Source organism: Candidatus Methanodesulfokora washburnensis (assembly GCF_003947435.1).
Lineage (GTDB): Archaea > Korarchaeota > Korarchaeia > Korarchaeales > Korarchaeaceae > Methanodesulfokora > Methanodesulfokora washburnensis.
Map to the genome: position 1 here is coordinate 1 of NZ_RCOS01000175.1, position 21,832 is coordinate 21,832.

General features: G+C 42.6%; 30 protein-coding genes. 20 read left to right on the forward strand and 10 right to left on the reverse strand.

What is annotated here, in order from left to right:
• The first annotated feature begins 149 nt into the window (after positions 1-149).
• The 6 genes from D6D85_RS15445 (at position 150) to D6D85_RS15470 (ending at position 4,756) form a co-directional block, all read left to right on the forward strand.
• A complete protein-coding gene (locus tag D6D85_RS15445; protein ID WP_125672957.1) occupies positions 150-1,094 on the forward strand; it encodes a deoxyhypusine synthase family protein in 945 nt (314 codons plus the stop codon).
• On the forward strand, positions 1,094-2,128 hold the full coding sequence (locus D6D85_RS15450) for a decarboxylase (protein WP_161969932.1): 1,035 nt from the start codon (positions 1,094-1,096) through the stop codon (positions 2,126-2,128). The genes D6D85_RS15445 and D6D85_RS15450 overlap by 1 nt, the downstream gene beginning before the upstream one ends.
• An 87-nt stretch (positions 2,129-2,215) precedes the next feature.
• Positions 2,216-3,094, forward strand: a complete 879-nt coding sequence (locus D6D85_RS15455; protein ID WP_125672959.1) for a hypothetical protein — start codon at positions 2,216-2,218, stop codon at positions 3,092-3,094.
• 54 nt (positions 3,095-3,148) lie between these two features.
• Positions 3,149-4,006 (forward strand): helix-turn-helix transcriptional regulator, encoded by an 858-nt coding sequence (locus D6D85_RS15460; RefSeq protein ID WP_125672960.1) that lies wholly within the window; start codon positions 3,149-3,151, stop codon positions 4,004-4,006.
• Between the two features lie 163 nt (positions 4,007-4,169).
• Positions 4,170-4,367 carry a hypothetical protein gene (locus tag D6D85_RS15465; protein ID WP_125672961.1) on the forward strand — a complete coding sequence of 66 codons (198 nt, stop codon included), beginning with the start codon at positions 4,170-4,172 and terminating at the stop codon, positions 4,365-4,367.
• Between the two features lie 5 nt (positions 4,368-4,372).
• Complete coding sequence (locus tag D6D85_RS15470; RefSeq protein WP_237558882.1) at positions 4,373-4,756, forward strand: PIN domain-containing protein; 384 nt, start codon at positions 4,373-4,375, stop codon at positions 4,754-4,756.
• On the opposite strand, the gene D6D85_RS15475 is transcribed toward D6D85_RS15470, so the two are convergent.
• The 3 genes from D6D85_RS15475 to D6D85_RS15480 form a co-directional block, all read right to left on the reverse strand.
• Positions 4,724-5,113, reverse strand: a complete 390-nt coding sequence (locus D6D85_RS15475; RefSeq protein WP_125672963.1) for a disulfide bond formation protein B — start codon at positions 5,111-5,113, stop codon at positions 4,724-4,726. The genes D6D85_RS15470 and D6D85_RS15475 overlap by 33 nt on opposite strands.
• Before the next feature lie 112 nt (positions 5,114-5,225).
• Entirely contained in the window at positions 5,226-5,384 is a 159-nt protein-coding gene (locus tag D6D85_RS16620; protein WP_161969933.1) for a type II toxin-antitoxin system VapC family toxin, read from the reverse strand.
• 70 nt (positions 5,385-5,454) lie between these two features.
• Positions 5,455-5,673: a hypothetical protein gene (locus tag D6D85_RS15480; protein WP_125672964.1), complete on the reverse strand. Its 219-nt coding sequence runs from the start codon at positions 5,671-5,673 to the stop codon at positions 5,455-5,457.
• Between the two features lie 44 nt (positions 5,674-5,717).
• Here D6D85_RS15480 and D6D85_RS15485 point away from each other — a divergent pair, with 44 nt between their 5' ends.
• Complete coding sequence (locus D6D85_RS15485) at positions 5,718-5,960, forward strand: AbrB/MazE/SpoVT family DNA-binding domain-containing protein (protein ID WP_125672965.1); 243 nt, start codon at positions 5,718-5,720, stop codon at positions 5,958-5,960.
• Positions 5,961-6,057: 97 nt separating this feature from the next.
• Here the strand turns inward: D6D85_RS15485 and D6D85_RS15490 are convergent, their stop codons facing one another.
• Positions 6,058-7,179 (reverse strand): YgeY family selenium metabolism-linked hydrolase, encoded by a 1,122-nt coding sequence (locus D6D85_RS15490; protein ID WP_125672966.1) that lies wholly within the window; start codon positions 7,177-7,179, stop codon positions 6,058-6,060.
• Positions 7,180-7,320: 141 nt separating this feature from the next.
• On the opposite strand from D6D85_RS15490, the gene D6D85_RS15495 reads away from it, so the two are divergent.
• Positions 7,321-7,524: a hypothetical protein gene (locus D6D85_RS15495; RefSeq protein ID WP_373695752.1), complete on the forward strand. Its 204-nt coding sequence runs from the start codon at positions 7,321-7,323 to the stop codon at positions 7,522-7,524.
• A 74-nt stretch (positions 7,525-7,598) separates the two neighbouring features.
• Here D6D85_RS15495 and D6D85_RS15500 read toward each other — a convergent pair whose 3' ends face one another.
• Positions 7,599-8,816, reverse strand: a complete 1,218-nt coding sequence (locus D6D85_RS15500; protein ID WP_125672967.1) for a dihydroorotase — start codon at positions 8,814-8,816, stop codon at positions 7,599-7,601.
• A 56-nt stretch (positions 8,817-8,872) separates the two neighbouring features.
• Between D6D85_RS15500 and D6D85_RS15505 the strand changes: the two genes are divergently transcribed.
• The 11 genes from D6D85_RS15505 to D6D85_RS15550 all read left to right on the forward strand — a co-directional run bounded on the left by D6D85_RS15505 (position 8,873) and on the right by D6D85_RS15550 (position 17,387).
• Positions 8,873-9,295 carry a M67 family metallopeptidase gene (locus D6D85_RS15505; protein WP_125672968.1) on the forward strand — a complete coding sequence of 141 codons (423 nt, stop codon included), beginning with the start codon at positions 8,873-8,875 and terminating at the stop codon, positions 9,293-9,295.
• A gap of 17 nt (positions 9,296-9,312) precedes the next feature.
• Positions 9,313-10,305, forward strand: a complete 993-nt coding sequence (locus D6D85_RS15510; protein ID WP_125672969.1) for a hypothetical protein — start codon at positions 9,313-9,315, stop codon at positions 10,303-10,305.
• 36 nt (positions 10,306-10,341) lie between these two features.
• On the forward strand, positions 10,342-11,133 hold the full coding sequence (locus tag D6D85_RS15515) for a nicotinamide mononucleotide deamidase-related protein (protein WP_125672970.1): 792 nt from the start codon (positions 10,342-10,344) through the stop codon (positions 11,131-11,133).
• A 60-nt stretch (positions 11,134-11,193) separates the two neighbouring features.
• Positions 11,194-11,781 carry an orotate phosphoribosyltransferase gene (gene pyrE / locus D6D85_RS15520; protein ID WP_237558883.1) on the forward strand — a complete coding sequence of 196 codons (588 nt, stop codon included), beginning with the start codon at positions 11,194-11,196 and terminating at the stop codon, positions 11,779-11,781.
• On the forward strand, positions 11,774-12,685 hold the full coding sequence (pyrB, locus tag D6D85_RS15525) for an aspartate carbamoyltransferase (protein ID WP_125672971.1): 912 nt from the start codon (positions 11,774-11,776) through the stop codon (positions 12,683-12,685). Before pyrE ends, pyrB begins: the two co-directional genes overlap by 8 nt.
• Before the next feature lies 1 nt (position 12,686).
• Positions 12,687-13,163: an aspartate carbamoyltransferase regulatory subunit gene (gene pyrI, locus D6D85_RS15530; RefSeq protein WP_202617283.1), complete on the forward strand. Its 477-nt coding sequence runs from the start codon at positions 12,687-12,689 to the stop codon at positions 13,161-13,163.
• Positions 13,164-13,167: 4 nt separating this feature from the next.
• On the forward strand, positions 13,168-13,923 hold the full coding sequence (locus D6D85_RS15535; RefSeq protein ID WP_125672972.1) for an iron-sulfur cluster-binding protein: 756 nt from the start codon (positions 13,168-13,170) through the stop codon (positions 13,921-13,923).
• 185 nt (positions 13,924-14,108) lie between these two features.
• Entirely contained in the window at positions 14,109-14,276 is a 168-nt protein-coding gene (locus D6D85_RS16625) for a hypothetical protein (RefSeq protein WP_161969934.1), read from the forward strand.
• A 10-nt stretch (positions 14,277-14,286) separates the two neighbouring features.
• Entirely contained in the window at positions 14,287-14,856 is a 570-nt protein-coding gene (locus tag D6D85_RS15540; RefSeq protein ID WP_125672973.1) for a phosphoribosyltransferase, read from the forward strand.
• Positions 14,853-16,364 (forward strand): glycine--tRNA ligase, encoded by a 1,512-nt coding sequence (locus D6D85_RS15545; RefSeq protein WP_125672974.1) that lies wholly within the window; start codon positions 14,853-14,855, stop codon positions 16,362-16,364. Before D6D85_RS15540 ends, D6D85_RS15545 begins: the two co-directional genes overlap by 4 nt.
• 6 nt (positions 16,365-16,370) lie before the next feature.
• The gene (locus tag D6D85_RS15550; RefSeq protein WP_125672975.1) at positions 16,371-17,387 is read left to right on the forward strand and encodes a DHH family phosphoesterase; all 1,017 of its coding nucleotides are present in this window, start codon (positions 16,371-16,373) and stop codon (positions 17,385-17,387) included.
• Positions 17,388-17,414: 27 nt separating this feature from the next.
• Here the strand turns inward: D6D85_RS15550 and D6D85_RS15555 are convergent, their stop codons facing one another.
• Genes D6D85_RS15555 through D6D85_RS15570 form a run of 4 tightly spaced genes read right to left on the reverse strand, consistent with a single transcriptional unit; the run spans position 17,415 to position 20,548 of the window.
• Entirely contained in the window at positions 17,415-18,140 is a 726-nt protein-coding gene (locus D6D85_RS15555; protein ID WP_125672976.1) for a metallophosphoesterase family protein, read from the reverse strand.
• 36 nt (positions 18,141-18,176) lie between these two features.
• Entirely contained in the window at positions 18,177-19,364 is a 1,188-nt protein-coding gene (locus tag D6D85_RS15560; protein ID WP_125672977.1) for an LUD domain-containing protein, read from the reverse strand.
• Complete coding sequence (locus tag D6D85_RS15565) at positions 19,361-20,242, reverse strand: (Fe-S)-binding protein (RefSeq protein WP_125672978.1); 882 nt, start codon at positions 20,240-20,242, stop codon at positions 19,361-19,363. Before D6D85_RS15565 ends, D6D85_RS15560 begins: the two co-directional genes overlap by 4 nt.
• Positions 20,243-20,284: 42 nt before the next feature.
• Positions 20,285-20,548: a hypothetical protein gene (locus D6D85_RS15570; RefSeq protein ID WP_202617284.1), complete on the reverse strand. Its 264-nt coding sequence runs from the start codon at positions 20,546-20,548 to the stop codon at positions 20,285-20,287.
• 100 nt (positions 20,549-20,648) lie between these two features.
• Here D6D85_RS15570 and D6D85_RS15575 point away from each other — a divergent pair, with 100 nt between their 5' ends.
• Complete coding sequence (locus D6D85_RS15575; protein ID WP_125672979.1) at positions 20,649-20,894, forward strand: hypothetical protein; 246 nt, start codon at positions 20,649-20,651, stop codon at positions 20,892-20,894.
• Positions 20,895-20,999: 105 nt separating this feature from the next.
• Here the strand turns inward: D6D85_RS15575 and uppS are convergent, their stop codons facing one another.
• Positions 21,000-21,803, reverse strand: a complete 804-nt coding sequence (gene uppS, locus D6D85_RS15580) for a polyprenyl diphosphate synthase (protein ID WP_237558880.1) — start codon at positions 21,801-21,803, stop codon at positions 21,000-21,002.
• Positions 21,804-21,832 lie beyond the last annotated feature (29 nt).

Here is a 21,832-nt window from a genome sequence, read left to right on the forward strand (position 1 = left end):
GCCTTAACGAGAGGCATGGGATGGGGGAGCTGTGAGCCCCCCGAACCAGCAGATGAGGGGAAAGGCGCAAAGCCTGCTCTAAACGCTGGAAGCTCCCGACTTTAGTCGTGGAGCAGCTCACTTATATAGGCTGGGCATCTTTACTTCCTATGGAGTATGTGAGGGATCTTCTCTGGAGACCTGGGTTGACAGTCAAGGAGCTGGTGGAACAATTCTCAACCACAGGATTTCAAAGCATAGAGCTGTACAAGGCAGCTGAGATAATGGTAAAAATGAAGAGAGAAGGAGCCAAGGTTATATTGAGCTTTACATCAAACATGGGCACTTCAGGTCTCAGGGGTCTTTTTGCCCAGCTGATAAGGGTGAAGATGGTGGACATTGTTGTGACCACAGTTGGTGCGATAGAGGAGGACATAATGAAGGCGATAGGGGAGAAGTTTTACATTCACAGGTTTGATACGGATGACATAAAGCTTCATGAGGACGGAATGAACAGAGTAGGGAACCTCCTCATAAGCAACGACAGTTACGTGAGATTTGAAAACTACATAACACACGTCTTGGATGAGATATTCAGAAAAAGTCCTAGGATATCGGTGTCAAGCCTCCTGAGAGAGATAGGGATTAGGCTGGATGACAGGAACTCATTCCTTTATCAGGCGGCTTTAAGGGGAGTGCCTGTCCTATGTCCTGCCATAACAGATGGCGCCATGGGTTTCCACCTTTACATGGCAAGGCAGAGAAATCCAGATGCACAAATAGACATAATAGAGGATTTCTCAACCCTTCTATTCTCCCTCAGCCAAGAGGATAAGAAGGGACTAATAGCGCTCGGAGGGGGCGTGTCAAAACATCATGCCATGCTGGCAACACTGCTCAGCGGAGGAGCTGACTATGCTGTTTATATAACCACATCTCATGCATCCTCAGGCAGCATGAGTGGTGCCACAACATCAGAAGCGAAGAGCTGGGGGAAGATAAAGGATGATTCTGATTCTGTAACGGTGATAGGGGATGCAACAATACTCTTTCCGATAGCTGTATGCTATGCTTTGGATGTATTGAGCAAGGAGGGGATTGTGGAGGGTGTCTGATGGCTAGATTCCTGATGAGCAGAAGGAAAGTGCTAGAGCAGTATGAGATCATAAGGAGAATGGTTGATATTCTAGCATATAACTATAAAACAAACCCCATCGTCTGGAGCATACTGAGGGAGACTGATTCTCTGGTGGCTATAAGCTCCATCGGATCTCTTAAAGGTGATTATGACAGAGTTGTATACTTTCTGCAAGGAGAGAAAAAGGAAGAAGTTGATAGGATACTTGAATCTGGTGTCAGGAGGTTTGTAGTCGACAATATACCTGAGCTCAGGAGATTTCTTAATATAGTGGAGGAGAGAAAAGATAAGATAGATCTTTTTGTCAGAATTAAAATGAAAGAACACACTGTGTATACGGGAAAATACTTTGTCTATGGGATAGATTGGAAGAAGCTCAATGAGATTCTTCCAGAGCTAAGGAAAAATAAAAATATAGAGAATCTTGGAATTCACTTTCACAGAAAAACCCAGAATGTTGGTGAATGGGACTTGATTAAGGATTTTTCTGATGCTGTGGACAGAAAATTGTTTGATATAATAGATATAGTGAACATAGGGGGAGGTATACCCGTTGAGTACAGAAACTCAAGCCCAAAAATAGACTTAATACTCTCAAAGATAAGGGAATTCAAGGAATTTCTAGGGGAAATAAAATTAATGGCAGAGCCCGGCAGGTTTATAGCAGGCCCAAGTGTTGTGCTCGAAGCTGAAGTAGTGAACGTTTACGATGATACAGCAGTGCTGGATTGCTCTATATTCAATGCTTACATAGACACCTACCTGCTGAACATAAGGCTGCCCGTGCTCGGAGAGAAGGAGAATGGAATAAGATATACGCTGAAAGGAAGATCACCGGACTCCTTGGATATATTCAGATACTCGGTCTATTTGGACAGAGAGTTAAGAATAGGGGACAAAATATACTTTCTCAATGCAGGAGCTTACAATTTTCACACAGAGTTCAATGATATGCCCAAAATAGAGACCGTAATAGTGGATGACTTTAGATCAATTGGTATAGATTTATAGAATATACTTCCTCGTTCCACTACAGTGGAACGGTTCCGGAACGAGCCCTTATATAAATGAAACAGCTTAAGTAGCGTGGTGATGCAGATGAGGTTGCAAAAGAGGTTTGTTCTTGCGGGCTTCATGGTGCTGCTAATAGCATACATACCGTCATTCTCGGCTGCATCTGACAGCTGCTCTACAGCCCAAGCACTAATAAGCAACTACCATACTGCTAGAAATCAGCTTCTCCTCATGTTCTCATCAATAAACCTAACAGCTCCTGCTATCTCAGCAAATGCCACAAACACCTCTGCTTTTGCTCCATATACACTCTTCTCTCTCATTAACAGATCTATAAGCGAGGGAGATTATCTGATATCAAAAGCCCAAGACGCCTTGGCAGCAGGAAACTGTGTGGAAGCATCAAGACTTGCAATAGAGGCAATAAACAAGCTTACATCAGCATTTGTTCATACAGCAATTCTTGTTAAGTGGTCATCGAACACGACGAATTACACTGCTCCCGGTCTCTATGCTGCTTACCTTAGGCATATGGTGATGATGGCTAGGTTAAATGCTTCTATAATGGCATGCGAAAAAGCTGGAGTAAATGTATCAGCAGTTAAAGCTCTGTTGCTGAACATATCCTCTCAGCTGAACTTAAGCCTGTTGAGCGGAAAACCAAGTGATGTGGCACACAAGCTCAACAATATAGTTAAAGAATTAAGAGAAGCAGTCAAGGAGCTGAAGAAGTGCGTGAATGAGTTCAGGAGGGAGAGGATAAAGGAGAGAATAAAGGAGAAACTGAGGGAGAGAATTCATGCGGGCAATGAAACATGGATTCCACCAGGACAGCAGAAGAAAGGTAACCAGACATTCGTACCGCCCGGATGGCAAGGAGGTTCTGGAGGAAATGCATCAGGAGGCAGCAGTCAGATGCCTCCTGGACATGGTAAGGGAGGTCATGGATCTGGGCACGGTTGATCAGAATCTTTATTAATCCCCCTTCTTTCTTTTTCTTTTGTTAGAGGTGAAAGGATGAGACGCTTAATTCTCCTTCTCTGCTTTCTTATCATAATAATTCCTCAGGTAGCTAGGGCTGAACACGGGAGAGAGCTGAATGTAACCCTTTTTTCCGATGGCTGGGCGCATGTGGAGATAACAGAAAGAGTAAGTAGCCAAGAGAAAAACCTAACACTTGCTCTTCCAGTAGACAACTATGAGTATTTAATGGTTATAAATGAAAATAATATTATATTGAATTATACAGCCATAAATAAAGATATCTTCATTGATCTTGAGAACTCTAGCAGAATCACTGTGATCTTTCAAACTCCGGCACTCACATCAAAGAAAGGAGCCATATGGAATTTCTCCATAAATTATGATGCTGACACCACTTATGTTACCTTGCCACCTGGATCCGTAATGGTAGGAGTATCAGAGACGCCGGATAAAGTGGTGAAGATAGGAGACTCTCTGAGCCTAACTTTCAGCAAAGGGAACGTATGGATATGCTACATGCCAATAATGCCAAGCAATCTATCTCAAAGCAGTCCAGCTCAACCAAGTAAACCAAGTGCTCAGGAGGGAAAAACGGGCACAGCTTTAACATTTAATTTCATATACATTCTCATACCAGTAATCATTGCTTTAGCAGCTCTTCTCTTGTATCAGAGGGGGAAAAGGAAAAGCGGATCGGATCAGCTGGATTCGGATGAGAAAGCAATATTAGACGAACTTATGAGAAGAGGAGGATCCATGTACCAATCCGAATTGGTAAAAGTGCTTGGACTTCCTAAAACCACTGTATGGAGAAAGATAAATAGGTTAAGCGAGAAAGGTTTAATAAAAGTGGAGAAGAGTGAGAAGGGAAATATAATCCACCTTAAGTAGAATCTAGAGAAAAGGGCATTTTAAAATTTAAGATCTAAGCAGAAGGCATTATAAATTGCCCGATAAGAGCTGATTAGAAATTTTTAAAAATAGGAATTTCCTGCAATAGCAGGAGAATTATAGCTTTTATTGTAAATGTTCTACCGGTCATAGGTGATAAAAATTGCCTGTATTTATCGTGAAAAACGGCAGGATAGTTGTAGAAGGAGAGGTTTTAAGGAAGTTGGGTCTTAAAGATGGGGATATGGTGATAATAAACGATTTTATCACGGTTAAAAGAGGAAACATGAGGTTCAAGCTTGGATTTGATGCATCAATGGAGGAGATAGATGAACTGATAGCAGCAGGGGCGAGAGCTTGAGGGCAGTGGTAGACACTAATGCACTTATATACTACATCTTTGAGGATCAGAAGAGGCATAAAGCTGCCAGAAAGGTGCTTAATTCATTATCCACATGGCTAATTCCGGATATAGTTGTTCATGAGCTTGTCTGGTTCTTAAGGGGATCCGGTATTGAGGATAAGACAGCTTTCTCAATAATATCGGAGATATTAGCAGATAAGAGGGCAGAGTTGCTCCATATGAGGAAGGAGGATTATCTTGAAGCTATTATAGGCGGTATAAAGGATTTCGAAGACAGAGCTGTACTTACTGTGGCATATAATGAGGGAACTTTGGTATCCTTCGATGAAAATTTGAGGGAAGAGGCATCTAAACTAGGAATTCGACTTCTTCCAGAGGAGATTTGAGGCTATAAGCGATAAAACTCCGCCAAAAAGAGCAAGAGCAGATAAATTTCTCCCTATCTCGGCACTTAAGCCTATGGGACAGGATTCTATGCATGGATTTGGAAGAATGCCCAGATATCCTAGGACCCCCCAAATGGACACAGCTGTTATAATCACTGATACTGCAGCTATTATAGGCAAAATGCTCCTTTTTATCAAGGAAAGAGGATAAATCAATGCAAGCAACAAGTAAGAGTACCTAAGAATAATACATTCCAAACACGGGGGTATGCCAAGGAAGTACTGGACATAAAAACTGAGAAACACACCAGATGCTGAGATAGCAGTCATCACATATGTGATAAATTTTCTGTGCATATGCTCTTTATCTCTTCTCGTTAAAAATTTTTCTGTCGGATTTAAGTTAACTTCTCAAAATCTTCTGCATAATTTGTGCTCATATTTCCTCTGAAGCAGTTCATCTCTGATATCAAGTCCTCAGTTTGGTCTTTCTAAGTCTTACAACACTAAGTCCTCTGTTCCTTCCGAACTTCATCAGGTTTCTATCCGATGTCGCAAGAGTTGCTCTTGTTCTCCTCCAGATAGCCGCTATCATTGCATCATAAAGGCAAAGATTTTCCTGATCCAAGAAGAACTGAGGATGCTCCGAGACTAAAATTAAGGCTTCAATTAGGTCATCTAATAGAAGTGGTACTATTTCAATGTTTTTGCAGAAGGAAGGGCCCTGATAAAGCTAGCATATTTCTTGAGCTCCTCTTCACCTTTTGCCTCAAAGATAGAATAAGCAGCCTCCATAAGGCAGATATCGGGCAATAGAGTTTGTTCTCGCTTCTGAGTTCTAGAACATGCTTTCTGTATGCTGAATCCCTGAAATAGAGTGCCCATATACAGACAGTATCGCAAAGCACAGCGTCCATGATAACCTTTATAACTCCAACAAACATATTTTATAAGGATTATCATGCATGGGATAACTAAAGTCCACAAGGGTGGTGTAATTAAACTTCCTGCGTGGATTAAGCATGAAATGGGATTAAAGGAAGGTGATATACTCTTAGTGGATGTTCAAGATGGGAAGATAGTGCTCACTCCTCAGGAAATCGTGGATCCCATAGAGAAACTTTCATCAGAGCTGGGTGATATAGAGGAAGATGAGGTCTTCGAACGTGGCATTAAGAAAGCAAGGATTTCTTGGAGACTCTGACGTTTGGTATATGCCACATTTACAGGTTAATACAAGCAGTAAAAGGCTTATTTGGTATATCCCACCAGATTCATAGTAAAAATGTTACCTGCATCATTTAAGCCGTTCTTTCTGTTGTCTCTTCATTAAAGATGTTTTCTGCTAGGCTGAGATAACCATTTACAGCTCTTCTTACATCATCTACGCTTACATTTTCATTTGGTTTATGTGCCAGTCTATCATCTCCCGGCCCATATCCTATTGTTGGTATTCCTGCAATCCCTGCGGTATACGATCCATCCGTTCCAAATCTCCACACAATTTTCTTTGCTTGAGGCAGAACTCTCACTGCCCTATCAGAGAGCACTCCCTCATATATCCAAGATGGAAAAAGTGCCAGAACTTCCTCCTCATATCCTGTGTAGCATTTTATCTTTCTTTTAGCGATCTGAGCTGAAACCTTGTCTGAGCCAATTCTTCCCAGGATCTCCTCTATGTTTTCTCCAAGGACAAATCTCAGATCAAGTAGTGCAGTGCACTCCTCAGGTATCACTGGAATTATGCCAGGTTTGCAGTTTATGCTCACAGGAGCAATAGTTCCTCTTCCCAGAAGAGGATGATATCTGAGATCCAGCTGTCTTATCTTGCTGATGGCATCGATAATGTTAAAGAGTGCATTTTCTCCTTCCTCAGGCATGCTTGAATGACACGATAACCCTGCAGCTTTCAACAATATTTCAGCCCTCCCTCTATGACCAATAGCCACATTAAGGTTTGTGGGTTCTCCCAAAATAACTACATCAGGTTTTATGCCCTCTTTCTCGATTACATATCTTATGCCAAAACCCTCCTGATCCTCCTCATGGACCACAAATGCAAAGTAGATGTCATCCTCAAGCTCCCTCATTCTGCCTGCTGCTGATATCATAGCAGCTATTGAGGCCTTCATATCAACAGAACCTCTTCCATACAGCCTTCCATCTATTATCTCGCCTGAATACGGGTGTACTCTCCAGTTCTCAATATTTCCCTCAGGAACATGATCCATGTGACCCTCAAACATTATCTTTCTCCTTCCTCCACCTTTAACCTCAGCTATAACATTCCCCAATCTGTCCACTCTCACGGAGTCAACACCGACATCCTCCATCTTTTCTCTTATTACTCCAGCTATCTCCTTTTCCTCTCCTGAAAGGCTTCTTGTCCTAACTAGCTCAATGAGGATTTTAACTTCATCCATCTCGAGCTACTTAATGGTTTCACTTTAATACTTTCTCCACACTCAAACACTAGCTTTCTGACACTACAAAATTCATCAAAAGTTTTTAAACTTCATTAGATATGCTTTCCTGTGATAGAGGCTAATATCATTGAGAGGTGGATGGAGGAGGACGAGGAGGCAAGGGAGATAAGGAGAAAGCATGCAGACTGGAAGTTCATAGAGGAACAGCCTGAGCCATTGAGATCAGCTCTGAAGTGCTTTGTTGAACTGGGAGACCTGTATTTGGCTGCAAAAATAGCTGAGATGGGAATAGATGAGTTCAATCAGCTCAGAATAAGGGCAAAAATTCCAATCGTAATTTAAATTTTAACTGTTGTCAATGGTTTTGAATATGGAACTAAATTTTAATATAATGGATATCCAAAGCAGTGCACTTCTCATTCAAAATGAAAACTCTTTCCCCTGACAATAGGCTTTCCGAACCCTCTAGACACCTTCAAGTCTCCTTCATCAAGAGCCAGAACCCCTCTTATATAGACAGAGGACACTCTTCCCACAACTTCAAACCCCTCGAACGGTGTGAATTTTGCTTTAGACGAGAAATCCGAGCCTCTTATCTTCCTTCTATCTGAATAATCGTATATTACAATGTCAGCATCATTTCCAGGAAGGAAGCATCCTTTTTTAACGCCAAAAATGTCAGCAGGGTTTCTTGAATACAGATCAATCGCTTTCAGGGGAAATTCCCCTTTATACACAGAGGTAAAGAGTAGGGGTAACGCGGTCTCAAGCCCGGGTATTCCAGTTGCCCCACCTTTCTTCTCCTCCTCAGTGTGAGGTGCATGATCCGTTGATATTGCATCAAAAAGGCAGGATTTCACCGAGCTTTTTATCACAGTCATGTCCATGCTGCTCTTTATTCTCGGTCTCACATAACCTCTCCAGTCAATATCTCTTTCAGTTAGCCATATGTAATGGGGACAGGTGTCCATGCTGACCTCAATTCCCTGAGATTTTGCGCTTAGCAAAAGCCTAACTCCTTCAGCAGAGGATACATGAGTAATGTGTCCTCCATATTTCTCGATAAATTTCATAACAGTCCTAATGCCCTTAACCTCATCTCCCTCTACTTCTGCATGAAAGATCCTGAAGAGACCTAGTTCCTTTGCCCTTTGTAAAATTGGATCCAGATAATCTGATATCTCATCTGGATATATTTTTATGCCGACGACAAAATCCTTCACCTTATCCAGCTCACCTGCTGACCTTGGAACTCCGAGATAAAATCCATAATCAACTAATGCCATGTTTTTTGCCTCCTCCATCTTTCTCATCAATGTATTTTCATCTCTTATCCATGGTTTGTTGTTTGGCATGTCTAAAATGGCAGTAACACCTCCCCTAAGGGCTGCTTCTGTCCCGGAGAACCAGTCCTCCTTGTAACTTTGCTCAAGTCCCCTCATGTGCACATGAATGTCCATCATCCCTGGAAGGGCTACTTCCTTGCTTTCCAGAGCTCTTTTTTCTCTGTACTTAAATGTCCCGCTAATCCAGATTCCTGCTACTTTGCCATCAACTACTCCGAGATATGCCTCAACTATCTCTCCATTACTGTATATCTTGCCCTCTATCAGCAGATCCAGCTCTTCTGTCATCTGACATCAGGCCCTATTCCCCTATGCTTATTTAACTTTCAGCCCTTATTTCTATTGTGGATCTCAGGATATGCAGGGATGCCGTAAAACTTCTAAAAGAGTATTCAGATGAAGCTATGCCTAACGAGGCTGTTGCTATACTTGTAGGAAGGGCAAATGACCTTTATGGGCAGGTGGATGTCATTTATCTGGTTCCAAATGAGGACAGATCACCTTTATCTTTCTCAGTATCCCCTGAAATATTGGCATTGATAACAAGAGAGTTAGGAGAAAGAGATATAATAGGAATATTCCATAGCCATCCATTCTGGAAAGCTTATCCAAGTAGTGCAGATATAGAGCACATGTGGGGCTACAGGTTCTGGTTGATACTCGGGACAGATGGAATGAGATGCTTTACTTTATTGAAAGGAAATGTTATTGAGGTAAATATTAAAGTAGAGGATAGATCCTGCGATCTAGTAAGAGTTAAAAAGTAAAATAGGCTGTCATGCTAATGCAAACTACAATTATAGTGGGCCATTCAAGGCATTGGCTTGAGGCTATAAGCGAGATGAAAGAGTACATGGAGAAATGTGACCTTATAATGCTGGAAGAACCGGAAGATGAGCTTTTTGAGGAAATGTTGAGGAAGAGGATCTCAGTGGAGGAATACATGAGGCATCTTAAGGAGGACTGTTTTGCAAAGACACCTGCATTCCCAAAGTTCTCTTCAGCACTCTACAAAGTGATGATAGAGCTCTTTGAAAGAGGGATAAGGATAATTCAGGTGGATCCATACATGTCAGCTCTCGACAATATCTATTCAATTATATACAAAATGGAGGGAAATGCATCAACTGAGGAGATATTGAGGACTATAGAAGAGGACCCTGTTCTCAGCGAGGTTTACAGAATAGAGAAGATGAGAGCAGCAGCATCAATAAAGTTTTACAGCTCATTCAACAATTTTGATGCCGCTGTAGAGGCAATAAAGGAGCTATCGAGAGCAGAAGCTGAGATGTTAAAGCTCAGGATAAGGATGAGGGCTCTGGAAATATGTCAGAGAATACTATCAAACAGTGCCAGAAATATCTATGTTGAAGCGGGGGATCTTCACACACCTCTCTCCGGGGAGTTAATGAAAAACTTGAGGGAAACCGGAATAAAAGCCTGTATAAAACCGGTGTTTCACCTGAGCGGAGCTGTGTCTAGGATAACAGGCGGAAAACTGAGGTACATATTCCCTCCCAGCCACACCATAGTATTGAGACGCTACTGGGGAATGAAGGAGGACGATTACGATGATATCCTAGCAGCGAGATCCCTCATAAGAATTATGTTCCTTGAGAGAGGGGTAGAGAGGATGCCAAGTTCCCGTGAGGAAAATCCCAAAATGAGAAGCGAGATAGCAATAGATAGATTTGTCTCATCTCTTGACATGGAAGGATGTAGAAAAGTTTTCGATGGCGTAATGTCCGGCAGACCTCAGTTAATTGCCTTTTTCTAGAAAACGATTTAAAGAACTCCATCTGAATAAGGCTGGATGGATGCGTGGATAATAAGCATAGGTAATGAGATGCTGATAGGCAAGGTGGTGAACACAAATCTCTCTTGGCTTGGAAGAAAGCTTACTCTACTTGGCTACAGAGTAAGAGCTGCCTTAACGGTAATGGATGAATGTGAGGACATAAAATGGGCCTTTAATACCGCAAAACAGATGGGAGCAAGCGTGATAATAAGCACAGGTGGACTTGGTCCTACTTTCGACGATATGACATCTAAATGTCTCTCAGAAGCCTTCAACAGGAATTGGGTTGTGAACGATAAGGCCTTGGAGATGGTGAAGAAGAAATATAAGGAGATGGGACTTGATCTCACTGATCACAGGATAAAGATGGCCAAAATGCCTGAGGGAGCCGAGCCTTTGTGGAACCCGGTAGGCACCGCTCCCGGCATAATGATGAATCTCAACGGCACCTTGATATTCTCCCTCCCTGGGGTGCCCTCCGAGATGATGGCCATTTTTGAGGAGAGTATAGAACCAATTTTGAGGAAATTAGGGCCGAAAATAGAGTTTGTTGAGGAGGAAATTCTATCTAGGGGCCTTCCCGAGTCCACTATTGCCCCTATAATAGAGAGGGTGATGGGGAAGCACAGAGTTTACATAAAAAGCCATCCACAGGGAAAGGAGCTAGGGGTTCCTGTTCAGAAAATCCACATACAATCCAGCTCAATTGATTTAAATGAAGCGAGAAAAGAGCTTAAATATGCTAAAGAAGATCTTATAAGGGAGTTAACTCAGATGGGGGCGGAAGTTGAAGAAGTAAAGTCCTAGAAATTCACTCTATGGACTGGAAAGTATAAGAAAAAAGCTTAAATAGACTCCTTGGTAACTGTGAAGGGCATTATAGAGAGCATATCCCTTGATCTTCACTCTATAGGGGCCGTGAAACTGGGGAATTTTGTCCTTTCTTCCGGCATGAGAAGCCCTGTTTATCTGGATTTGAGGATAGTTCCATCCCATCCCGAGGTATTCAGGAAGATAGTCAGCTTATCAGTACAAGCTCTGAAAAACTTGGACTTCGACATTGTCTGTGGAATAGCTACGGGAGGGCTTCCTCTATCATCAGTAATAGCTTATCTGATGGAAAAACCGCTGATATATTTCAGGAGATCGGAGAAAGAGCATGGCACAATGAAGAGGATTGAGGGAGAGGTGAAGAAGGGCGCAAATGTGATAGTTGTGGATGATGTGGCCACAACAGGTGGATCAATTCTTGAGGCTGTAAAAGCTTTAAGAGAGCAGGGAGCTGTGGTTAGAAAGGCTTTTGTTGTTGTTGATAGAGGACAGGGTGCAAGAAAAAACTTAATGGCAGAAGATGTGGAGCTGATAAGCATAACTACGCTGAAAAAGGTGCTTTTAGAGTTAAGGGAAGCAGGTGCCATATCTGGAGTGGAGGAGGTGATCAAGGAACTTGAGTGAGCTTTCTGGAAGGGATGTTATCTCCATAGTGGATTTCAGCAGATCTGAGCTGGATCTGATAATGGAGGAAGCAGAGAAGCTAAAAGGGAAGAGAACAGATGATTTAAAAGGCAAAATAATGGCTACAGCCTTCTTTGAGCCCAGCACAAGAACGAGATTGAGCTTTCAAACGGCTATGTTGAGGCTGGGTGGTTCTGTCATAGGGTTTTCCTCTGAAGAGGGAACTTCTATTGAGAAGGGGGAGAGCTTCTCAGACACTATAAGAATGCTCGACAACTACTCTGATATAATAGTTGTAAGACACAGGCTCGAGGGAGCCGCAAAACTGGCGGCTGAGCTTGCAGATGCTCCTGTTATAAATGCAGGGGACGGGAGCAAGAATCATCCCACGCAGACAATGCTCGATCTATTCACAATAAAGGAGACATTTGGCCACATAGATGGGCTAAATGTCGGGGTTCTGGGCGATCTTAGGTTCGGAAGAGCGGCATCATCCTTCATACTTGGAGTCTCAAAGTACAATGTAAAGCTGTTTCTCATATCACCTCCTGAGCTTAAGGCCAGAAGGGATGTGATAGCTTATCTGAAAGACAACAATATCAAATTTTCTGAAGTAGAGAGACTAGAGGATGTCATAAGTGAGCTGGATGTAATATATGTCACAAGAGTACAGAAGGAGAGATTCGCAGATCCAGCTGAATACGAGAAAGTGAGAGGAAGCTATAGGATAACAGCGAGAATGCTGGCAAGTGCTAGAAAGGAGGCCATTGTAATGCATCCATTGCCAAGAGTGGACGAGATAGATATTTCAGTGGACTCAACACCTCATGCAGCATATTTCAGGCAGGCGGCAAATGGGGTTCCCGTTAGGATGGCCCTTCTTAAGCTGATATTGGGTGGTTGATATGATAAAAGAGGAGGAGAAACTTATAGTAAGAAGAATAAAAGAGGGAACTGTAATAGATCACATAAGCCCTGGAAGCTCTCTTAATGTTCTGAAAGTCCTAGGAATAACAGGAGAAGAGGGAATGACAGTAGCTCTTGTGATGAATGTTCCCAGCAGAAAAATGGGAAAAAAGGACATAGTGAAGATAGAAGGAAGAGAGCTAACACAGGATCAAGTGGATAAAATAGCTCTGATATCCCCGGATGCAACTATAAATATAGTGAGAGACTACAGAGTTGTGGAGAAGAGAAAGGTCTCTGTTCCAGAGGTGATAAGAGGAATAATAAGGTGTCCAAATCCAATGTGTATAACAAATCAGCAGAGGGAAGCAGTAATTCCAACATTCAGGAGGATTTCTGACTCACCTCTTGTGCTCAGATGTGAGTACTGTGGCGCTATCTTGGAGAGAAAAGATATACTGGATCAGTTCAGGTGATAAATTGTACAAAAAGGGAGTTTTAGAGGAGGTAGAGGAGATCAATGAAAATGTGAGGCTTTTCAAAATAAAGCATGAAATATCAGCTGATCCTGGGCAGTACATCCTAATCTGGGCTCCTGGAATAGGAGAAGCTCCTTTCAGCATATCCGATCTATATGAAGACGTATTTGAGCTTCTGATAGCAAAAAAGGGTAAGGTAACAGGATATCTGTTTGAAAGGAAACCTAACGATATTATAAGATTTAGAGGACCTTATGGGAGGGGATTTAGCATTGTGAAAGGAAGAGCAATGCTGATAGGAGGTGGATATGGTGCTGCTCCATTTCCTCTTCTAATGAGGAGATTAAAAGAGGTTGGATCAAGAGTTGATGTATTCCTTGGATTTAAGGACAGAGGCTCTGCGATAAAGCTGAAGATCTTGGAGAGCATGGCGGAAAAAATTGTAATAACAACAGAGGATGGGAGCATGGGGGTAAAAGGAGTTATCACGGATGTGATACCCGACTCTGGGTACGATTTAGCCTATATATGCGGAAAGGAAAGGATGGCATATGAGATACTCAGAAAAATAAAGATAGATGCAGAAGTGTCATTGGAAAGGATAATGAGATGCGGTCTGGGGATATGTGGGAGCTGTGCTCTGAATGGGTTCAGGGTCTGTGTCGATGGACCTGTTTTCAGAGGAAAGGATTTGATGATATCTGGCGAATTTGGGAAGTTTTGGAGAGGGATGAATGGCAGAAAAGAGCCTATCTGATATAGTTTAAAACTACTCTGAGGGAGAATCAACATTTCAGCTTGATTCTATATACTAAAGTAGCTTTCTAGAAACTGTGAAACTCTATATTCTATAACTTCAAATAAATTATCGAGCGGTGAAGTTTTTAAGCTGACAGAAGGCTCTATTTATGTCATTTGCATGAAGGAAGGAGGTGGTATGTTTTGCCCAAGAAAAGCAAGAGAAGGGACATAATGCCTATGTCAGTTGCAGGTATACTTAGCTTTTCTACAGAGGATACTGGAGCAATAAAGGTGCCAAAGTGGTTTCCAGCTGTCCTAACAATATTAACTGCCTTGGGGATAGCCATTCTACCGCTCATAATTCACTAGTGGTGGTGCAATGAAATTTCTGCCCATAACTCCTGAGAGAGCTGTAGAGCTATCTTTTAAATTAGCTAAGTTGATAAAAGATTCTGGCTACAAGTTTGATGTGATAGTCAGCATACATAGAGGAGGAATGGTGATCTCGAGACTTCTAAGCGATTACCTTGATGTGAGGGATATAAGAGCGATAAGAGTGGAGCACTATTCTGCTGTTGAGAAAGGAGCAGGTGCAAGGGTTGTTGAGCCCATATCAAGGAAGTTCAATGGAGAGAAAGTTTTGCTTGTTGATGATGTTGCTGACACAGGAGAAAGCCTGAAGGTGGCTAAAGATTATTTACTGAGCATGGGTGCCTCAGAAGTGAGGATAGCAACCCTTCACTACAAGCCATGGAGCTCAGTAAAACCAGAATACTTTGTGGAGCAGACAGATAGATGGGTTGTGTATTTCTGGGAGAGGGCAGAGACAGCAAAATATCTGAGGGATAAACTGAAGAAGGATGGCATCTGCGAGGCTGAAATAAATAGGATACTTGAGGAGGAGGCTGGAATACCTGATTATATAATAGACTGGGTGGCTAGAGGATGACGGGATCATTTGAGAAGGTGCTGGATTTAGCTGAAAGAAGGGGCTTCTTCTGGCAATCAGCAAAGGATCTATATGCAGATTCTCCAGCAGGCTTCTGGGTATACGGGCCGCTAGGCACCAGAATGAAAAACAAGATAATAGAGCTATGGAGGAGAGCCGTGCTCAAAGAAGGTGCTCTTGAGATAGAAACCCCAGTGATGCTTCCTATAAAAGTATTTGAGGCATCTGGTCATCTTGAGCACTTTTTCGACAGGCTTGTGGAGTGCAAGCGATGCCACAGCAGGTTCAGAGTCGACAAGCTGATAGAAGAGTCCACTAATACCAAGGAAAATCTGGAGGGAATGAGCGATTCTCAGCTTGCAGAGCTTCTTAAAAACGTTAAATGTCCAAAATGCGGCTCTATCAACTGGACTGATGTGAAGCACTTCAACTTGATGTTTACTTTTCCTGTGGGAGCAGATGCAACAGCACCAAATGCAGCATTAAGACCTGAAACTACTCAAGGAAGTGTTATAGAATTCAAAAGGGCATATATGATCTCAAGGGGAAGGCTTCCTTTCATCCTAGCCCAAGTTGGAAAGGTTTTCAGGAATGAAATTGCACCAAGAAGAGCTCTGATAAGGATGAGGGAATTCCAACAGCTGGAACTTCATGTTTTCTTTGATCCAGAAGATGTAAATTCGTATAGAGAAAAGCTTGAAGGTCTATATGATTACAAGCTCAGATTTCACACTCCGAAGGACAGAATTACTGGAGGAATAACTGAAATGACGGTGAAAGAGGCATTAGAATCCGGATATACGGTAAACCCCTTGATAACCTACTGGCTTGTCTTCTATCAGAGGTTCTTCAATGAAATCTTGGGATTCCCGCTTGAAAGATTGAGATACAGGGAGCTTCTGGAAGGGGAGAAAGCTCATTATGCTCTAGTTCACTGGGATCTAGAGGCATATACGGAGGATCTTGGCTGGACAGAGCTTGTTAACAACGCTTACAGGACAGATTATGACCTATCAGGTCATCAAAGGGTCAGCGGAGTGAAGTTAGAGGTAGATTCGGACGGAAAAAAGGTTCTTCCACATCTCTATGAGCCATCTGTGGGAGTCGACAGAGTGGTATATCATGTGCTTGCATACTCATACAGGGAGGATGAGGAGAGAGTATGGCTCAGCATTCCCAGAAAAATAGCTCCAATAGAAGTAGCAGTTTTTCCGCTTCTTAAGAAGGATGATATGGTGAGAAAAGCTAAGGAAGTGGCGAGAAATCTCATGGAAGAGGGATTCTACGTTTTTTACGATGATAGCGGAAGCATAGGAAGAAGGTACAGAAGGATGGACGAAGTTGGAACACCGGCATGCGTGACCATAGATCATGAGACGCTTGTCAACGATACTGTAACTCTTAGGGACAGGGACACAATGAAGCAGATAAGGATCAGTTTGAGGGATCTTCCTGTAAAGCTCAGGAGATTTTTAGATGGAGAAAATCTGGAAAGCTTAGAGAAGTGATGAAAATTGAATATAAAAAGAATGAAATGGATTCTCTCATTTATGCTCGCAGATGCCATAGGCTTGATCCCCGAGAACATAACAATAGCACATGGAGATGTCGACGGCATGGCCTCTGCAGCCATAGTCAAGAGAGCTAGAGGAGATTCCTACGTAGTGTTCTCAGGTCCTAGATCTGTTAGCAAAATGCTTGGGATGATAAGGAGAAAGCACAAGATATTCATAGTGGATGTTGCCATAAATCCTTCAGCTCTTAGTGAAATAACTAGAAAATTGAAGAGACTCAAGGAGAAAGGATCTGAGATCACATGGATAGACCATCATCCATGGACAAAGGAGGCTATTGAAACAATAGGTAGATATGCTGAGATTCATGTGAAGGAGGAAAAAAGTGCTGCTAGACTTGTAATGGAGATATTAAATCCTGAGGACGAAGTTTCAAGGAAGATAGCGGAGATAGCAGATGATGCGGACACAGCCGAGTATTCGATGGAGATAAGCAGGTTGTACAGGGCTGGATCCAGGGGATCAAAGCTCAGAAAGAGGATAGTGGATTTAATGGCTGAGGGAAAGTTTATGGACGAGGAGCTTGAGGAGAAGCTCAAAAACAGCATGGAAAAGGAGGGAAAAAGTCGTACAGAGGTGAACTATCAGTTTCTCACAACATTCAGTGGTAAAAAATTTGTTCTAATAGATTTGAGACCATCGGGAGGTCCAGGATCAGTAATAGCCAAGGAACTATGCTTAAAAGAGGATTTTGACTTTGCTTTAGTTATCTTCTCATGCGAAAAGTTTTCTCTATACAGATGCAAAGGATCCGAGAACTTGAGCAAGGTATGCGAGGAGTATGAAGGAGGAGGCCATCCTTATGCATGTGGCGGTAGAATAAAAATGCCCTTTTACAGGAAAATTTTGTGCAAAATCTTGGGAAAGGGATACAGACCTCCTGAGATAGATGAGCTTATAGAGAGAGTTAGGAAACTGAACGAGGAGGCCTCATCAGATAACAACGATAAATGCTGATGTACTAATGCATAATTAACTTAAAGATTAGAGGAAGCTATTTAGCCCAGCTGGGCTTGCGGAGATGCTTATGCACACAAGCTCCTTCCACAGTGGAAGGGCAACATTGTACACAGGAGTTGATCCAATAACAGCTTTCCTCAGACCTCTGTGTGAGTGCCCGTGCACCACTAAGCTGAGCTTGTTCTTCACTATTATCTCCTCATACCCTCTATGTCCTAGGAACTTCCAAGTGGAAGGATCCTCCCCCGCCAGAGTCCTGAAGGTTGGAGCGTAGTGCGACACCAGAATTCTCACATCGGTTTTAAGCTCTGAGATCAGCTTTCCAATTGTGGATATTCTCTCCTCATATATCCTTGATATGCCCGGAATATTGCTCCTCTGCCAGCTTGTTGGCCTCTCCAAGCTACCCTTTGTTCCCACAATCCCAACACTAATTCCCGATATCACCATGGTGAGTGCTCCATCATCCAAGAATATTATCTCCCCTCCAAACTCCTTTTTCAGATCCTCCTTTATGGAATCAAACTCATCATTTCCGAAGACAGCAATCTTGGGGATATCCCCTAGAGAATCTAAAATTCTTAGCACCTCTCCATAATACTCTTTTTTTCCTCTATCTATGAGATCTCCTGCAAGGATCATTATGTCTGCGTCAAAATTGACAGAGGAGGTCGCTTTTCTGAGAAGGCTTAATCCAGCAGGAGCATGAATATCCGATGTTGCTATTATGTTGATGGACAACTTATCCATTTGTGCAAAAAATAGACTTAAATTTTTCTTCGAGGATCAATCAAGTCCCATCTCTCTCATATACTCGGCTTTTATCTCCCTGATTATATCGGCAGTTTTTATCCCCATTGGACAGACAAGTTCACACTCGTGGCAGCCTAAGCAGAAAAGGGACTGAGCTTTTGCCTCTTCATAATTGCCTATTATCATATTCCAAAGTATGCCAATTCCTCCTACATAAGCATCTCCTCCCCAATATCCGCCTACTAAGCGAAAGACAGGGCAGAGATATTGGCATGAACCGCATCTGAGGCAGTAAAGGGCCTCTCTTAGCCTCTCATCTCTGGATGCTCTCAATCTTCCATTATCCAAGAGCACCACATCCACTTCTTTTGGCCCATGGGCCCCAAAAACAACTTTCTTCTCTATATCCCCGGTCTTGCTCGGTCCTGATATCACACTTAAATAGGATGCAGCGCTGTAGCCGGCATATTTCATTATCACATCGCTCACCTTAAAGGCATCATGCAGACTTGGAACAATTTTCTCCACCCCTGCTAGAACTATGTGTTTCTCAGGAAGGGATGTGCAAAGCCTTCCGTTTCCCTCATTTGTTATTATAAATATACTTCCAGTGTTGGCAGCTATCACGTTTGCCCCGCTTATGCCTACATGAGCATCTATAAACTTCTTTCTCAGAAACCTCCTTACAGCATATGTCATGCCCGGTATATCGTCTTTGTCCACATTTTCTCCTATATTTCTCCTTATAAGCTCCGCCACTTTCTCCCTCCTTATGTTTATGGATGGGGTTATGAAGTGCATCGGTTTTGAGTCAAGCCACTGGACTATAAGCTCCCCTAGATCTGTCTCCCAAACCTCATTTCCTCTTCCCTGCAGGAACTTCCTGAGATTGATCTCATCGGAAGTTATGCTCTTCGTCTTTACAACGATTTTTCCTGTGCCCACTAAATCCCCCACTATCTCCCTAGCTTTCTCAGCATCCTCGGCTATGTGCACATTCATGCGGTTTTCCTCCATGGAATCCTTTGCCTCCCTAATGAGCTCCTCTATTCTCTCTATTGATAACTCCTTTATCCTTCTGACTTCTTTCGCAAGCTCCGTTATGTAGGGATATCTGCTCAGCACTCTAACTCTGCTGTCCATATAGGATTCTATTGCTCTTTCCAGCGCAATAGAAAGATCCTCATCCTCGGAAGCCCTCTCTATGATCTCCCTCATCATAGTATCACCTCCCCTACATCAACTATATTCGCTCCTCCTGCTCTGCTCAGGTTTGCAAGGCATATGGGACACGAAACAAGCACATTTTCTGAGATTTTCCTGAGTTCTCTTAATCTGTTGTTGGCTATTCTTTTTGCTATCTTCGGAAACAGGGATTCTATTGGACCGCCACAGCAGTTTGTGTAGGTACCACTTGTTTTTGGTTTTTTGACACCATTTAGAATGGAACATAATTTGTCAGAGAGATTGTACCATCTTGCCATGTAGCAAGGTTCATGCAGCACATATCCATCTGCTTTAATTGAGAGATCGCTTAAAACCTCGGTGTAGTGAAGAACTTCCACATCAAAATCAGTATATTTGGGCATCAACTCTCTCAGAACAAAGTTTGTATGAGGATCTATTGTTATAACTTTTTTCACATTGTTTCTTCTCATTATATCACTGACAACTTTTATATGAGACTCAAATGTTCTATTCAAACCTAGATCGTAGTAGAGAGCACCCGAATATATGTCATCCTCCCAGAGATATCCTAGCTCATTTATTCTCGTTCTGAGGACTGTAAATATATTCCTTATTATCTTATTATACCTCTCAGTATTTCCTACTGGAACAAGGGATGCAAGGCTTTTTGCCCTGCTTAACAACCTAGCAATTCCAATTGTTGTGCTGGAGATTCCATACATCTTCTCCATTATGCTAGCGAACTTCTCTATGTAGGGGACCATTTGATAGAGCCCTCCTGTGTAGAAAACAGTTTCACTTCTGACTAAATCCATTCCCTTGGCCCATCTCACTATAGTTCCCTTGTCCAGACCAAGGGGATTAAGATATCTTTTCTCGTTCTCCTTTATTATCGAAATTATGTCCTTCACAGGTGTGCAGTTCAGGGTCTCTCCTAAAAATATTACGTGAGACTATTCCTCTTCCTCCCAGTACCCCTCCTCTTCCTCCCAGTATTCCTCCTCGCCCTCTTCTTCCTCTTCCTCCCAGTACTCTTCATCTCCTTCCCAGAGCTCTTCCTCAACTCCCTCTGTTATCACTCTCATTTCAACAAGTTCATCATCCTCTATCGATACTTCAAGCAGTGCTTTGCACTTTGGGCACTGGATCTCACCCTCATAATTGCTCTCATTCATGTAGAATTCAAATCCACAGACAGGGCATGTTATCTCGGGCATCAAGTTGCGAAACAAAACTAACTCCTATTTAACCTTTATCCCCACTTGAAGCAGTCTAGTAATTTCATCAAGATCAATGCGAGGAGACTCCCGACTTCAGTTGTGGAGAGGAATCGCAGCAAGGCTTAAATATTTCTCCTTTCCTAAGGCTGGGCAGGTTGCCCTGAAGCTATCTGTCCAAGCGAAGGTTTCAGGAAAGACGAATAGAAGAAAATATGATGCAGATTATAACGCCTCAGTGAATATAGCTAGGAGGGACTTGGCCCTCCTAGCAGGGCTGAGTAACCCAGCCCGTAGGGGACTGCAGGATGAACCTACAAAGCTCCCGACTTCAGTCGTGGAGTAGGTTACTTGGATAAGGAGAGTTTATAAGCTTCCAGCTTGAGATTGTATGGGATGATGAAAATCGCCTGCTGAAAGATGATGTTTTTGCCGAGTTCTGACCGAATTCTTAGCCTCCCAGTCTCCTCTCTCTTCCCTGAAAGTCTCTTATCGCCCTGAGAAGATCTATCTCTCTGAACTCTGGAAGATATGCCTCACAGAAGTAAAGCTCTGAGTATGCTGACTGCCAGAGCAGGAAGTTGCTCAGCCTCTCCTCGCCTGATGTCCTTATTATGAGATCTGGATCTGGAAGATCGGGTGCATAAAGATTTCTCCTTATAAGCTCTTCATCTATTTCATCAGGCAGAACTTCACCTCTAGCCACCATCCTAGCTATTTTTCTCACAGCATCCACTATCTCAGCCCTTCCTCCATATGCAACAGCTAGATTTATTGTTCTATCGCCAAAATCTTTTGTTATATCCTCAAGATATTTTATCCTCTCTCTCAAATCCTCCGGTAGAAGATCAACCCTTCCTATTGCTCTAAACCTTGTCTTAGATTTCCTCAGCCTATCCAAATCCTTTTTAATGAGCTCCAATTCCTCCTTCATCGCATCGAATATCGCATCAACCTGATCTCTTGGCCTTCTGAAGTTCTCCGTTGAGAAAGCATAAAGAGTGACGTGCCTCACTCCGAGCTCGTCCAGCCAGTCCAAGATCTCTCTCACCTTCTTTGCTCCTATCCTGTATCCTTCCCTGAAGGAAATTCCTGATTTTATCGAAAATCTTCTGTTTCCATCCAGTATTATCCCCACGTGATTTGGAACTGGTCCTCTTTTCACCTTATTTCTCAGGTATCTCCTGTATATAGGCGATCCTATTATCTCAGCTACTCCGTATATGAGATCCCATATCAGATTTCTTAAGCCCACATGTGTTCATTAATTGCTTTTTTAAAATT